The 14514-nt window shown below is 47.4% G+C and carries 13 protein-coding genes; all 13 read right to left on the reverse strand.

The window, feature by feature from the left end:
- Nucleotide 1: 1 nt before the first annotated feature.
- A complete protein-coding gene (locus QFZ51_RS29265) occupies nt 2–1519 on the reverse strand; it encodes a phytoene desaturase family protein (protein WP_429050973.1) in 1518 nt (505 codons plus the stop codon).
- The gene (locus QFZ51_RS29270) at nt 1506–5381 is read right to left on the reverse strand and encodes a 1-acyl-sn-glycerol-3-phosphate acyltransferase (protein WP_429050975.1); all 3876 of its coding nucleotides are present in this window, start codon (nt 5379–5381) and stop codon (nt 1506–1508) included. The genes QFZ51_RS29265 and QFZ51_RS29270 overlap by 14 nt, the downstream gene beginning before the upstream one ends.
- Nucleotides 5374–6567 carry a DUF2062 domain-containing protein gene (locus tag QFZ51_RS29275; RefSeq protein ID WP_429050977.1) on the reverse strand — a complete coding sequence of 398 codons (1194 nt, stop codon included), beginning with the start codon at nt 6565–6567 and terminating at the stop codon, nt 5374–5376. Before QFZ51_RS29275 ends, QFZ51_RS29270 begins: the two co-directional genes overlap by 8 nt.
- Nucleotides 6568–6927, reverse strand: a complete 360-nt coding sequence (locus QFZ51_RS29280) for a 3-hydroxyacyl-ACP dehydratase (protein ID WP_429050978.1) — start codon at nt 6925–6927, stop codon at nt 6568–6570. It abuts the gene before it with no gap.
- Between the two features lie 34 nt (nt 6928–6961).
- Nucleotides 6962–7585, reverse strand: coding sequence for a hypothetical protein (locus tag QFZ51_RS29285; protein WP_429050980.1), 624 nt, complete (start codon nt 7583–7585; stop codon nt 6962–6964).
- The gene (locus tag QFZ51_RS29290) at nt 7563–8195 is read right to left on the reverse strand and encodes an outer membrane lipoprotein carrier protein LolA (protein WP_429050982.1); all 633 of its coding nucleotides are present in this window, start codon (nt 8193–8195) and stop codon (nt 7563–7565) included. The genes QFZ51_RS29285 and QFZ51_RS29290 overlap by 23 nt, the downstream gene beginning before the upstream one ends.
- Nucleotides 8188–8967: a polysaccharide deacetylase family protein gene (locus tag QFZ51_RS29295; RefSeq protein WP_429050984.1), complete on the reverse strand. Its 780-nt coding sequence runs from the start codon at nt 8965–8967 to the stop codon at nt 8188–8190. Before QFZ51_RS29295 ends, QFZ51_RS29290 begins: the two co-directional genes overlap by 8 nt.
- On the reverse strand, nt 8961–10025 hold the full coding sequence (locus QFZ51_RS29300; protein WP_370912303.1) for a beta-ketoacyl synthase N-terminal-like domain-containing protein: 1065 nt from the start codon (nt 10023–10025) through the stop codon (nt 8961–8963). Before QFZ51_RS29300 ends, QFZ51_RS29295 begins: the two co-directional genes overlap by 7 nt.
- A 12-nt stretch (nt 10026–10037) precedes the next feature.
- The gene (locus QFZ51_RS29305; RefSeq protein ID WP_429050986.1) at nt 10038–11234 is read right to left on the reverse strand and encodes a beta-ketoacyl-[acyl-carrier-protein] synthase family protein; all 1197 of its coding nucleotides are present in this window, start codon (nt 11232–11234) and stop codon (nt 10038–10040) included.
- Nucleotides 11231–11497: a phosphopantetheine-binding protein gene (locus tag QFZ51_RS29310; protein WP_079470532.1), complete on the reverse strand. Its 267-nt coding sequence runs from the start codon at nt 11495–11497 to the stop codon at nt 11231–11233. The genes QFZ51_RS29305 and QFZ51_RS29310 overlap by 4 nt, the downstream gene beginning before the upstream one ends.
- A gap of 19 nt (nt 11498–11516) precedes the next feature.
- Nucleotides 11517–12071, reverse strand: coding sequence for a beta-ketoacyl synthase N-terminal-like domain-containing protein (locus QFZ51_RS29315; RefSeq protein ID WP_429050988.1), 555 nt, complete (start codon nt 12069–12071; stop codon nt 11517–11519).
- 67 nt (nt 12072–12138) lie between these two features.
- A complete protein-coding gene (locus QFZ51_RS29320) occupies nt 12139–13395 on the reverse strand; it encodes an NAD(P)/FAD-dependent oxidoreductase (protein ID WP_429050990.1) in 1257 nt (418 codons plus the stop codon).
- A 44-nt stretch (nt 13396–13439) separates the two neighbouring features.
- The gene (locus QFZ51_RS29325) at nt 13440–14501 is read right to left on the reverse strand and encodes an SAM-dependent methyltransferase (RefSeq protein ID WP_429050991.1); all 1062 of its coding nucleotides are present in this window, start codon (nt 14499–14501) and stop codon (nt 13440–13442) included.
- Nucleotides 14502–14514 lie beyond the last annotated feature (13 nt).

Here is a 14514-nt window from a genome sequence, read left to right on the forward strand (position 1 = left end):
TTCAAGTATATATTGACTGATTAATTTCATTTACCAAAAAATCCATTCCCAGCAACTCTGCCGAGGTGATCACACTGCTGATAGTTACCCCTAAAATTCCATGCAAGTTCAGGTTTTGACCGGTAAGATACAAATTGGATAGTTTGGTGCGGGCCGAAACCATTGTCCGTAGCGGATCTGCACTATCTTTTGCTATGCCGTACATACTGCCGTCGCTGGTACCGATGTAATCACGATAAGATAACGGCGTAGCCACATAGGAAGTATGAATACAATTACGGAAGCCGGGAAACTGTTTTTCCACGCAATCGATCAGCAGGTTGGCTTTTCTTTCTTTAAAAGCTTCATAGTCCGCGCCCCTGCTGCCGGTTTGCAACACTGTATTAAAAGTATGCTGCCATTGCTTTACTTCGTCGTACCGCATGTAGGTCATGATGGATAAACTATCTGCCCAGGTTTCATGCCGCGAGCTGGCCGACACATACATCGCATAGGTTTGCGGCCAATCTTCTTCTTTATAGTCAATTCCTGCCCAGGCGTTGCCCGTGGCATGGTAGTAATGATTGTAGTTAAGGTATTTAAAGGTACCTGGTTTCAATGCCACGTTCAATACAAAAGCCCCTATAGAGTTCTCTAATCCCTGCATACGGCTGCGGTAAGCGCCGCGCAATACATCGCTGTGGGTAATCGCCATGGTTTGCGCCGGATGCAGGTTGGAAATATAATGCGTGGCCTGTACCGTTCTCCCATCCTGCAATACAATATGATTTACTTTATCACCTTCGCCGTGGATAGCGGTAACCGCCATATTGCGGATTACCTCTCCGCCGTTCTCCCGGATCTGTTGGCACAACAGCTTTCCTATTTGGGAGCCGCCATCCACACACTTCCAGGAGCTTTTCATATAACTGTTTAACACCAACGCGTGTACGTAAAATGGTGTCTTCTCCGCTACACCAGCATACAAAAGATTGTTACCAGCCAATACCTGCTGCAGCTTTTCATTGCTCGTAATACTGCGCAAATACTCAGCGGTATTCAGCTGTAACACCGACCGCTTCTCTTCATAATCGCCGGTACGGAGATTATACAGCGGGAACTTACTGCAGACTTCCGTGATTTTATTGCAATAAGCACGCAATGCGTTTTCTTCCCCAGGGAAATCTTCCAGCAACGTGCGGATAAAATTTTCTTCTCCCTGCGCTATCCGGTATACTTTATCATCGCCGGCAAAACTGATATGGTCAAAACCATCCATATCCATACGTTTCAGCCGGAGCTTATCATAAATGCCGAGGTATTTAAATACTTTGTAGAGATTTTCACCGGGCGCCAGTCCGCCAATATAGTGCACCCCCGAGTCAAAAATAACCTTATCGCGTGACCATGTTTGCAGGCATCCACCCGTTTGCCTATTTTTTTCGTATATGCATACACGATACCCATGCCGGCTGAGGATAGCTCCACATACCAGTCCGCCAAGGCCGCTGCCTATAATGATCACATCATAGTGGTGCATAATCCTCCCGGGGAAGTTTTTTTATCACAAATATTACGTTAGAGGTATACCGCGTATTGTCTATTTCCTCCGCCACCGCGCCGTATTTGTGAACAAGACTACGGACATGTGCAGCTGAGAAAAACGACAATGGCTGGTCTTTCGTTTTATTAAACCCAATTACTTTTGTAGACATAAACTCCGTGAACTTCGTCCGCTCGTGCCTTTTGGCCATATCGCTGTCGCCATCACGGATTACAATCACGCCATCCGGCGTAAGGCGCGCTATACACTGCTGCAGCAGCATTTCCTGCTCACCGGCAGGCAGGTAGTGCAATACATCACTCAGTATAAAGGCGTCGTATTCTTTAAAAGGAGTAGCCGAAATATCTCCATGAATAAATTGCAGCTGTTCCGGCTTATTATAACAGTAAGCGGCAGTGGCAATCTTATCTTCGTCATAGTCAATACCTGTGATGGTTCTGCCCGGTGCGGTCCAGGTAAGCATGTAATCCATGAATCCATATCCGCAGCCAATATCCAGTATACGTCCTTCTTTGGGCAGCAACTCATGGAACAGCTGGTAATTGTTTTCCATCGCCGTTTTCACGCGCATATACCATTCCAGCACCGGCCCTTTGTAGATGTAATTATACTTCAGCTGCTCCCGGAAATACTTTGGCACTTCCGTTTCTGCGCGCAATAGCTCGTATTGTTGCTTAAAATACCGGCTGATAGATTTCGTACGTGCGCTGTAGTTATCTCCCCACGACTTATCCTCCTGCCTGATACGCGGCAGGTATTTTACCGATACCGTTCCATCTTTCAACAGGAAATCTCCTTTACTCATCGTATAGGCGGTACCGTGAATCACCATTGGTAAAATATCCAGCCCTAGTTGCTCTGCAATATAAAAGGCGCCTTTATGAAAACGCTTAATAGCCGGATCGGGAGAACGGGTGCCCTCCGGGTACACCACAATAGAATACCCTGCCTTCACTCTGTCTCTCAGCCTGTCAATAGCTCCTTCTGCGCCATCCGCTACGGGGTAGTAATCCGCCAGGCGAACCACTGACCCAAACACCGGCGATCGCCATACCCATTGATTGGTAAGCAATATCACCTTCGGGTGCAGCATAGTGGATACCAATATATCGAGGAAAGACTGATGATTACTGATAATCACCGCCGGTTTCTCCAGTTGTTCATTGGAAGGATTGATGATGCGCTTCTTCACATTGCGCATAATATACAACACGCTGTGCGTATAAGCAGAAAGTATACGGTGATACAACACCTTGCCCTTTTCTTTATTGAACGGATTCCAGCGTATCAGCACGGTACCAATAGCGGTAAGGATAAAACTGCCCATGGCAAAATAAGTAAAGGAAAACACAGACAGCGTCCATCCTTTGAAAGTCCATGGTGCAAAGCCCTTCCGTACACGGCCGGTGATCAGCCAGTTAAACAGGAAAGGGATCATTACCTGCGAAATCAGTACTACAGTGCTAATACCGATAATAGAAATCAGCGCAATAGATTTAAGCGAAGGATGTTGTGCAAAGATCAGCACGCCCAGCCCAAGAATAGTGGTGATGGCCGACAGGAAGATAGATGATTTAAAAGAAGAAAGGGTTTTCTTTCCGGTCCTGTACTCCTGCAACAGCCCATCCATCATAAAGATGCTGTAATCGTCTCCCAAACCAAAAATAAAAGTAGAAAGGATAATATTTACAATATTGAACTTAATCCCGAAAAGCCCCATGATACCTAATATCCATACCCAGCTGATGGCCATCGGGATAAAGGTAATGAGCGCCAGTTCAATGCGGCCATACGATAACAACAACGCAAAAAATACCAGCAGGGAAGTCATCCACGCAATGCTGTTAAACTCATCTTTCACTACTTCCACCAGGCGGTTAGCGGCGTATTGTTTGTCCAGCACTGTCGTATTCGGGATATTTTCCAACGCATCATATACAGCTTGTTTGTGCGCCGGATCTACTTTCAGCAATGTTACTACGGAGGTAGTGCCGTTCTTCTCTATGATAAAGTCTCCCAGGTTGCCGCTGCGCAGTACCTTCAAAGCATCCGGATCAAGTGGTTTGAAATCATTGTTTATCAGCTGATCGAACGGATCAAAAGCTGCCTTGCTAAATCCCAGCACACTCCCTTCACTACGGAGATATTCCAGCAATTGTTGTTTCCTGTCTGCCGTCCAGTATTTGTTCCAGCGGTCAATGCGTGCCTGTTGTTCTTTATTGGATAACAGTAACGCCTGTACGCCGGCGTACTTTTTTATGACACCCTTTTTCTGCAGCTGCTCAATAACCGGCAACAGCTTTTCGCCGCTTTCAAGCGCCCCTTCCAGGTCCCGGCCATCCGATACTACATATACCGACTGCGCTACATAGGAATTCACACTGTTGAGCTGTGCTTCTGCTGCTTTTAATTGCGGCGTCATGTAATTCATACGCATCATATCGCTTTCAAAGGATACGTTGCGCGCGGTATAGAAAAATACGATGGTCAGCAGGAAAATAGCGCCTACCAGGTACTTATTTTTCTCCGGCCGGTATGCCGATAATTTGTCGAGCCAGTTATCATGATGCGCGGCTACCTGGACCGGTTGTTGCCCCATCACAATCCAGTGGGGCAGGAAAATCAGCGAAAACAATGCAGCGCCCACCAGGCTGAGTGCGGCAAACAGCCCCACATCTTTCAGCATGGGGGAATGCACGAACTGCAAACACAGGAACCCGCCGATAGTAGTGAAGCTACCGAGCGTCATAGGGGTAGCCAGGTCGCTGATTACTTCACGGATATCCTGCGAATGGCGGTAGTGATTAAATACATGCAGCGAATAATTCACCGCAATACCGAGTACTACAGCGCCCGCACCCATGGCCATTACAGAGATATGCCCTTTAATAACGTATATCCATGCCAGTGAAAACAGTCCGCCGAAAATAACCGGCAGCATGACCAGCACCGGCGCTCTTTTCTTTTTAAAAAACAGGGCGATCAGTACTATCAATAGTACTACGGTAATGCCTTGTGTTAAAAAAGTATCCTGTCTTAGCTGCGTGGCATTGCCCACAGACACAGCGGTTCCGCCGAAGTAGGAAGCGGCGATGCCGGGGTATTGCCGATCAAGACTATCTTTTATTTTATCCAGTCCTTTCAGGAACTGTGCATTGATTTTTGTGGCGCCCGGCGGATTTGCCGGGGTGATAAAGATCATCAGGTGTTTATGATCCCTGGTGATGATGTAGTTGTCGTACAGTTCAAACTGGTCATCATACTGCAGGTGTTGCAGTTTCTTTACGCCTATCCAGGAGATGCCTACGGGATCGGCCTGGATCATCTTTTTTAACACCAGTCCTGTAGGCGATATCAGTGTATTATAATCATATTGTAACGATTGCTGCAGTTGCCCGGGTAACAACAAACTATCAATCTTCGCGTAATCATTTTTTTCCAGGAAGATGGGCAGGTGTTGTTGTATCACCTGCATCAATCCCATTATCATGGCGTCGTCTGTTTGCGACTGGATCTGCCTGATATAGGGTGATAGCTGCGCGCCCGCCCTGGCAGACAGTTCTGCGGCATAAGCCGTTAGCCTGTCGGGCCGGGCTTCCTGTATAGTATCTTTTTGGGAGATGGTAACAATCAGCTTGTCTGCAAATCTGGAATCCTGGAACACCTGTTGCAGTTTATCCAGTTTCTTATCCTGCGGTAAAATTTTGGTAATATCTTCTTCCAGCTTTATTTGTGCAGCAAAATATCCAACCAGCAAAAAACTGGCGATGGTGCAACACCACAGCCATGCTTTACGCCGCTCAAAAAAATTATAGATCGCTACAAAAAGATTACCCATTTCTTCGTTCTTTTCTAAAAATTGTCAGTATTGCCCAACTCACTATCCAGGCCAGCAATCCACCCAATACTGCCAGTGTAATACTGCCAAATACATATTGTAACAGGTTATCCCTGATGGTGTCGAAGTTAATACCATTGGAAAATACCAGGTCTTTGGCAGTTTGCCCCATCCATACCCGGCCGGCCAGGAAGCTGGCAAAGATCACAAACGGCGTTAGCGGCGGCGTGCTGATATGCGCAAAAAGCAGTACCAACGCCTTATTCAACCTGAATTTTATAGACAACAGGATAGATACCAGCAGCTGGAATCCCCAGATAGGTATGATCCCCATAAAAATACCAAAGCCAATGGAAGCCGCTTTCCTGATATTGGATTCGTCAGACTTCAGCACTTCTTCTTTCCACATCTTTTTCCAGTTTTCTTTTTTTAAAAGAAAACGGATCAGGTCGCGGGGCTTGATATATAAAAAGGTGACGAACACCAGTATGGTATTCAATACAGTAATACGCGAAACATCCCTTACCGGTCTGAAATGTGATACCCGCTCTTCCGGTGGCGGGTAATATACACGCACAGGTGTCCAGTCCACCTTGATACCTTTCCACGCACTACGCACCAACACCTCTATCTCAAATTCGTATTTGGTGCAGAAGTAATGCATTCTCCCCATGCGCTGCAGGGGATACAGGCGGTAGCCGGATTGTGTATCGGGGCCTTTTAATCCGGTAGTTACGTGAAACCAGAAGTTAGATACTTTATTGGCAGAAGTACTTTTGCCCGGCATATTCTCCTGGTGCAGGTTCCGGGCGCCTATGATCAGCGCCCCGGGATGTTCTTCAATCTGCTGCAACATGGTGGGCAGGTCGGTCGCAAAATGCTGCCCGTCGGCATCCATAGTGATTACATAGTCGTAGCCCTGCTCCAGCGCATAGGAAAATCCGCGGCGAAGCGCCACTCCTTTACCACGGTTGGGGCTATACGAAACTATTTGCAGGGAAGGGAACTTTTCCAGCACCGCAGCTGTTTCATCTGTAGCACCGTCGTTTACCACAATCACATGACTGGTATAGGTAAGCGCATCAGACAATACAGCGCCCAGGGTACCGGCGTTGTTATACGTAGGAATGAGCACCGCGGCGCGGTGACGTTCAAAATGTTCGTTATGTGTAGGCTGACTGGTCACTTAATTGAATATACCCTGGAACTTCATAAATATTTTATCGTCGCGCCTCAGCGTAGCATTCACTTTCCACCCTCCTTCATCTTCTTTGTAGGTAAGTGAAACATCCACCAGTGGCTGTTTCACCGGGTCTATCATATGCAGGAATTTCATCTGGCTGGCCTTTTTCAGCATCACCTTTTTATCCAGCGCGCTTTCCAGCATTTCCGTAAGGGTCTGCATCATGCATACACCAGGCACTACAGGCTGTTCCGGGAAATGACCCTGGAATATGGGATGTGCCGCATTCAATTCGATGGTGGCAGTCACCTGCCCTGGTTCCCGGGATTGCGCTGTGACGGTATAAAAATTTCCTGCTAACATTGAACTTATGTGATTATATAATTAAGGTGACGTTTTACTTTTCTACTTTCTGCAATGAAATATTGAATTTGAAATGCTCATGACGGATGTTGATCGTATCCGGCACACCATTGTTATAATGCTGCATCCATACGGTGACAGCCGGTTTGCGGCGCGACGACTTTTCTATCCGTACCAGTTCACTACAAGCCGTGTCCGTGATATAATAGTTATTACCTTTTTCGGTAGGTACCACTGTATAACGGTAACGGTTATCCACAGCTGTATGTGCCGCCCGCAGATCGGGCCGCAGCAGTACTAATGCAAAGTCCTGCTGCAAGGTTCTCACCACCGCCTTCTTGTCCATTTTGGCCATCAGGTAGTGTTTGGTAAAATTTCCCTGCTTGTCAAATTCAAAATCAAAGAACTTAAATCCCATCTCATTGGCAAATACCACGCGGATACTGCTATCCGGCATCTGCTTAAAAAACAGGAGTCCGCTCAGGTGATGCTTCAGGATATCCACCTGTGTGCTGTACAGCGTGGAGGTGAACCGCGGGCTGAACTGCCTGATACAAGTCACATCGCCGTTTACAGGCTGCAACCCTTTGTACACCGACCGGCAACCTGCCATCAGCAACACGATGCCCAACAAGCTACTTAGCAGAAAATACCGCATCCGGGATATTTGTGTTCAATTGTTTATGTAAAAAACTGATGGTGGTATCATCACCTGATGATTCTGCCATTGTAATCTTTGATACAGAATAGTCCTGTTTATCTACCAACAACACAATCGTTTGAAAATATGTTTTCATCACCTTGTTTACCGGCGTAAGCTCCAGGCGGTAATACTGCGCATTTTCAGCGGCTTTGGTAGAAAAATCGGCGTTATCCAGCACAGTTCCTCTTACACAATCCACCGTAATTTTATTGATCTGCTCAAACAACTTATTATTCTTTCCCGATACTTTATTCTCTTTCTGTGCATCTTTGATACGGATATCTTTCCCGTTAATCACCAGCAGATAATAAGAAGGCTGGAGGTATTCCATTCTTACTTTATTATCTTTCTTAAACCAGAATTTCCCTTTAGACACAATTTTATCAGACAACATGCTCAGGTTCTTTTCCTGTACAAAATCGCACTGAATACTTTGTGTACTCTGAGCCGCTTTTGCAAACTGCTGTTTCAGCGGCGCCATATCCGCTACCGGTTTAAACCCGGACTGCGCCTGCATTTGCAGGCTCACCACACATCCAATTAATAATAACAGCCATTTACACATATGCTCGAACATTTAACATTTTATCAATTCTCTCCAGGCGGTATCCCTTTTCACGGATGCCCCGGATCAGCTGAGGCAGTATGTCGGCGGTTATTTTACAGGTATCATGCAACAAAATAACTGCTCCCGGTTTCAGCTGCTGCATGATCCGGTGCAACAAAACCGTTTCATCTTTTGCTACTGTATCCAGTGAGCGTATGTTCCAGCCTACCGGCAGATAATTCCCTGCCTTTACTGCCCTTGCCAGGTTAGGATTGGTTACGCCGTAAGGTGGCCGGAACAACCGTGGATGCAAGCCTGTAGCATTTACCGTAAGCGCATCCATTTCCTGCATATCCTTCAGCATGTTACCAGACAACTTCATATCAAACCAGAAGTGATGTGAATAAGTATGATTGCCTATTACATGTCCCTCTTCGTATATCCGTTTCAGTAAGTACTCATTCCCCCTGATATTTTTCCCGATACAAAAAAAAGCAGCAGGTACCTGTTCCCGATACAGGATATCCAGTATCTGCGGCGTATATGCCTCCTGTGGCCCATCGTCAAAAGTCAGTGCCACTACCCTTTCCGTAGTACTGGCCTCACAGAACGCCTTTAAAAAAAAACCCGATTCAATATTCATCGCCCCGTAAACAGTTACCGGGAGAAAAATAAGCACCGGCAAACTATACCACCAGAAAGAAATACCATACGCCATTACTTTATCCAGGAATAAAAGTACCAGGAGCGTGATAACAGCAATGATATTTACAATCCTGTTGTTTAGCATGCAGTGAGTAATACCAGTGAATGATGTGTTCCCTGGTGATGATTATAGATTAATACTTTTTTTATCTTCTCCGGCGTCCTGCCAAAAAACACTGCTGCTTCCGGCACTTCCTGCTGCGCTATAATGGCATTCGCCATCCAAACGCCAAATGCCGCTGCTGTAGGGTATTCCCCGCAGAGGTGTTTAAAGCTGGCTTCCGCATGATCAGGAAATAAGGCATCGGCTACTTCTTCATAAATTTCATCCTGGTCAATATCCCCGTTCCTGCCGGTAACGATCAGATCGATATCTGCAGGCGTGCAATTATTATCTTCCAGGAATTTCATGATGTGCCCGATCACTTCTCCTTCCCAGAGCGGCTTGTATAAGGTGCTTACACCGGATAATTCGGCTACAGCGCCGGGTTGTTTGGCAATACCCAATGTAAAAAAGGCGGCGCCTTCTCCGGCAATAGTGCCCCTGGAAGGACTATTCAGCAGTTCCATCGTTTTTACCGGCGTCTTTTTATAGAGTCCGAAACGCGACAGCAACTGGTGACTGTGATTCGTAATTTCATCCACGCCACCGGCGAGAATATGTTGTGCCGAACCTTCTTTCAATATCATGATAGCGTCCAGCAGGGCGTTTTCAAAAGAAAAGCCGCGATGAACGAAGGTATTGTTATATCCGTTGCAACCCAGTAGCAGCGCAATCTGGCCGGCTACGGTGTTGTGGGTGCTTTGTATAAATGCAGTAGGCGTCAGCATTTCCTCCTGCTGGTTTACCATTTTGGTGAGGAACACGCCGGTGTCGTCCAGGCAGCCATAAGCAGTACCGGTAATGATAGCATCCGGGGCGGTAACACCGGCTGCTTCCAGGCTTAAATTCGCTGCCCCTACTCCCATTTTCACCACGCGGCTCATCCTGCGGATCTGTTTCACATCAATCCACTGTTTGTAGTCCGGGTCCACTGTCGCCAGGCGTACCTGCTCATATTCCCTTGGAGCCGCCAGCAAAGGGCCTCCCTGTGCAGTTTCCTGCGGAGAAATACAACCGGTGCCATTTATATAGATCTGCATAATTTATAGCTGTTAACTGGCCCTTGAAAATACGAGGCTGGAACAATTGCCGCCAAAACCGAATGAGTTGGACATTACATGTTGCAGATCATGACCTGCAGAAAAGGCGGTAACGGGTGCAAACGGTAACTCCTTCATCTGGTGTTCGAAACGTGCATTCGGGTAAATAATTCCTTCCTTTACTGCCAGCGCCGAAAATACAGCTTCTATGCCGCCGCTGGCGCCCAGCGTATGACCTGTAAAGGATTTGGTAGAACTCATTGCCGGGAAATACGGTGCAAAGAGCCGGTTTATAGCGATTCCTTCCGATACATCGTTGTTCTGTGTACCAGTACCGTGTAAATTAATATAACCAATTTGTTGTGGCTGCAATCCGCTCATATCCAGCGCACCTTTCATGGCCAGGTAATTACCGGTGCCATCCGGCGAAGAAGCCGTTTGGTGAAAGGCATCGTTGGCGTTGGCGAAGCCGCTGAAGCGGCACCAGGGCTGCAAACGGGCAGCCAGGCTGTCGGACACCAGTACCACATAACCCGCGCCTTCGCCGAGGTTAAGCCCCGTACGGGTATCATCGAAAGGCCGGCAGGGTTGCTGATCCAGGATCATGAGGGTGTTGAACCCGTTGAGGGTAAAGCGGGTCAGCGCATCTGTACCACCGGCAATTACTACATCCACAATGTTGTTGCGGATCAGCCGGGAGCCATACATAAGTGCGTTGGCGCCGGAAGAACAGGCGGTGCTGATGGTAGAAATATGATGACGCACCCCAAGGCTGTCGGCCACCAGTTCTGTGATGCTCCCGCACTCGTGGTGAAGCAGGTTTTGCAACCGGCCACCACGGGGATCAGACAGGTACTCCGCGAAAAAATCCTCGGTTTTATCCATCCCACCCACGGTATTACCTGAAACAAACCCTACCCGGTATTGGGAAATATCTCCCAAACCGCTGGATTGCCACGCCTCACGGGCGGCAATCATGCTCAGCAGGGCCGTACGGCTGATATTTTCCGGCATCCGTGCTATATCAGCAAGGGTGGCGTTATCGGCCTTTACTTCCGCTACCGGAAAAGTACTGCGGTGAACAGAAGACAGGTGCTGCATGGCTTCCATACCGGGCTTCATGTCCCGGAATGATTGTATACAGGCAGGTACGTCCAGCCCGATACCGCAGATCACACCACCACCTGCTATCCACACCTTTTCACTCATGCCTTTACGGTTTGATTTTCGGTAATATACACCGCCATCGTGCGCACCGAGTGGAAGATCTTCGGTCCTTCTTCAGGATTGGCAATGCGGATATTGTAGTGCTGTTGCAGCAATACAATCAATTCCAGCGCATCGATAGAATCGAGCCCAAGCCCCTCCTTTGTAAACAACGGCTGATCGTTGCCAATGCTGTCCGGTGCTACTTCCTGCAAGTTCAATTGTTCTATGATCTGCGCTTTCAGATCCGCCATCAACTTTTCCACTGTAGTTTGATTAAAGTTATTAACTGTTTTTTTGTTGATACAACGCTGACAAAGCCGCCTCCGTTAACGGGATGGCATTGTTTCGCTGTTTATTTTCCACGAGGAATAATACTGCCTCGTATGCTTGTTCCATTACTTCCACCCACCCGCAAATACAAGCCTGTAAAGGCGTTTCTGCCAGCAGCTGTGCCGGATAGGTACTCATTAAAGCCGTATCAAAAATATCTGATACAAAAAAAGTATTCTCTCCTTTAAAACCATGCCGGATAGAAATCTCTCCCATCACGATATTCGGCAGGGTATACACAAACAGCGCCGGACTGGCAAAGTCCTTTACAGTAGCGTAATACCGCAAATCCGTATCCAGGCTGCTGCTCCGGTTGGACAATACCATGCCCGTTTGCTCCGGTGACAACGAATGGATGCCGGTATCTTTCAGCAATACTTCCGCTGCCAGCCAGCCCAGCTTGCTGAGGGCATCCATTTTATGGAATTTAGGATATTGACCGGAAAAACGGTCATATCCCGCCCGCAGAAATTCAGGTAATTCCAGCGCGGAATCCGCTTCCCACAACAAAGAGCCATTTAAATAAACCCTGTTTTGCCGTATGACGCAACTCCCCGTAATATATGTCGATCCGCTATTCAATCTCAGGGCTGCTTTTTAATTTTTCTGTTAATTCAATAGTTCTTGCCAGACGTTTTAAGGCAGTATCATGATTTTTCACAAAGGGATTGTTCATATCCCACACATAACCAGCCAGTACAGAACAAATTTGTCCTTTTATCAGCGGATCAGCATCTTTTTTAAAGAAAATAGTATCCAGTGTACCTTCGTACCAGGCCATTACATAAGAGCGGAACGTATTCACGCCCTGCATAGTAGGCTCCATATACTCTTTCTCCCAGTCAACCGCCTCACCTTTCAGTTTCCGGATCACCAGTTTTGCCGCCGTTTGTGAAGAAACACAGGCCAAAGTTACACCAGATGAGAAAATCGGGTCCAGAAATTCTGTCACGTTGCCTGTCAGCACAAATCCATCCCCGTAAAATTTATCCGTGGTGGCAGACCACGACTGTAAAACACGTGGTTCAAATACCAGCTCTACATCGCGGAAACGTTCCCTGGTATAGGGTTCCGCCTCCAGCAGGGCGCGGTATTTGTCCTCATCAGTGCCGGGGTACTGCTCAAAAAACTCAGGATCTCCTACAAAACCCAGGGAAGTAACCCCGGTAGAGAAAGGAATGATCCAGATCCATACGCCTTTTTTATGCACCACCGCGGTAATGCGGTTTGGCTGGTCGGCCATGGAACGGCGCGCATCCACCGTATGGGCAAACAACGCCTTACGGGGTTGCAGGTTGGAGTTTTTCTCCAGGTTGAATAATTTGGGAATTACCCGGCCGTAGCCACTGCCGTCTACAATGAAACGGGCGGCTATCTGCGATTGCTGGCCATCTTTATCTTCCACGGTTGTAATGGAATCGGATCCATTAAAACGTATATCCGTTACGGTTGTTTCATAAGCTACCGGCACTCCCATACTTTCTACGGTGTCGGCAAGCGTTTTGTCAAAATCGGCACGCGTTACCTGCCAGGTCCAGGTCCAGCCCGGCGTAAATTGCTCTTCGAAAGTAAAATCGCAGAGCGCATCTCCTTTTACAAACTTTGCCCCATACTTCTGCTGAAAACCTTTTGCTTTGATGGCATCAATAAATCCTGCTTCTTCCAGGGCTTCCATGCTGCGTGGCAACAGGCTTTCGCCGATTACAAAACGGGGGAATTTCTGCTTCTCCACCACTTTTACCTTGTAACCTGCCTGATGGATAATAGACGCCGCTACTGTTCCCGCCGGACCTGCCCCTATTACCAGTACATCAACTTGCTCAGTTTTCATAAGTGACGATTTTGGGAGTTATAAATTTTATGCGATTGGATTGGTTATTTTTTTTGACATTTCAACAAAGTATAATTCATGCCCATCTGGTCATTTTCCTCGATAATCGTTAACCCCGCATCGTCAATACACTGGAAGAAATCATCTGTGTGATACATCTGGCTGTTACCATTAGCCATAGCGGTAAAGTACAGGGAAGTCTGCTGCAGGCAAAAAGCGGCGGATTTAAATTGCTGGCGGTTCCAGAAAGGTTCCAGGATATATACTGTTCCTCCGTCGTTGAGCGCTTCGCGGCAACGTTTCAGGATGGAAACAATTTCTGCTTCAGAAAAACAATCGAGGAACTGGCTCATCCAGATGGCATCAAAGCCCTTCGGAAAGGGTACTTCCTCGTGGAGGATGTTTGCAATATGAAAATGCACGCGGTTTTCCACGCCGGCATCTTTCATTTTCTGCTGTGCCAGTCCTGCCTGACCCGGCAAATCAAAGATGGTTACTTCCACTTCCGGATCTTTGGCCGTGCAGGCCAGGGCCCACTTACCGGTGTTACCACCGATATCGAGCAAACGTTTCGGTTTCTTTTCAAAAACAATATCCAGCGCCTGCGGAGTGGCAAGGTCTGAATAGTAATGGTCGAAGTCGAACCAGCTTTTACCTACTTCAGGTGGCAGCAGCGACAGGCCGGGATAAATCGTATCCCAGGGACCGAGTTCGCGCAGGCCGGCGGGCTTTCCTTCTCTCAGGCTTTCCTGCAGGTGATTCATGCCTTTGTAGCAGATATCCTGTGAAAAGTCCATATTGATGCGGGTAAGCTGATCATGTAAAATAAAGTAACCGGTTTTGGTGAGGGTATACCGTTTATCGTTCACGATCACCAGCTCCATACCTAAACCTGCTTCCAGCAACACTCTTACGGCATAACGCGACATTTTGGTTTGCTCCATTATTTCCTCAATGGTAATACCGGCAGAGCGGCTGTTGCTCACTGCCGTTAAAATGCCCATATCACGTAATGCCCGGGTAGCCTGAAAAGCAACGGGGGCAAATGCCAGACGCAATGCCGCTTCTTTTGCTTCGAGTGCTGTTTTTGTTTCTTTATTAAACACGACAATAACTTTG

It is taken from the genome of Chitinophaga sp. W3I9 (assembly GCF_050434025.1).
In the GTDB taxonomy this organism is placed as follows: Bacteria; Bacteroidota; Bacteroidia; order Chitinophagales; family Chitinophagaceae; genus Chitinophaga.

Excerpts from the sequence above, each read along its gene's own strand:
- QFZ51_RS29305 (WP_429050986.1), bottom strand. The coding sequence starts at position 11,234 with ATGAGTGAAAAGGTGTGGATAGCAGGTGGTGGTGTGATCTGCGGTATC.
- QFZ51_RS29265 (WP_429050973.1), bottom strand. The coding sequence starts at position 1,519 with ATGCACCACTATGATGTGATCATTATAGGCAGCGGCCTTGGCGGACTG.
- QFZ51_RS29300 (WP_370912303.1), bottom strand. The coding sequence starts at position 10,025 with ATGCAGATCTATATAAATGGCACCGGTTGTATTTCTCCGCAGGAAACT.
- QFZ51_RS29290 (WP_429050982.1), bottom strand. The coding sequence starts at position 8,195 with ATGTGTAAATGGCTGTTATTATTAATTGGATGTGTGGTGAGCCTGCAA.
- QFZ51_RS29285 (WP_429050980.1), bottom strand. The coding sequence starts at position 7,585 with ATGCGGTATTTTCTGCTAAGTAGCTTGTTGGGCATCGTGTTGCTGATG.
- QFZ51_RS29270 (WP_429050975.1), bottom strand. The coding sequence starts at position 5,381 with ATGGGTAATCTTTTTGTAGCGATCTATAATTTTTTTGAGCGGCGTAAA.
- QFZ51_RS29295 (WP_429050984.1), bottom strand. The coding sequence starts at position 8,967 with ATGCTAAACAACAGGATTGTAAATATCATTGCTGTTATCACGCTCCTG.
- QFZ51_RS29280 (WP_429050978.1), bottom strand. The coding sequence starts at position 6,927 with ATGTTAGCAGGAAATTTTTATACCGTCACAGCGCAATCCCGGGAACCA.
- QFZ51_RS29320 (WP_429050990.1), bottom strand. The coding sequence starts at position 13,395 with ATGAAAACTGAGCAAGTTGATGTACTGGTAATAGGGGCAGGTCCGGCG.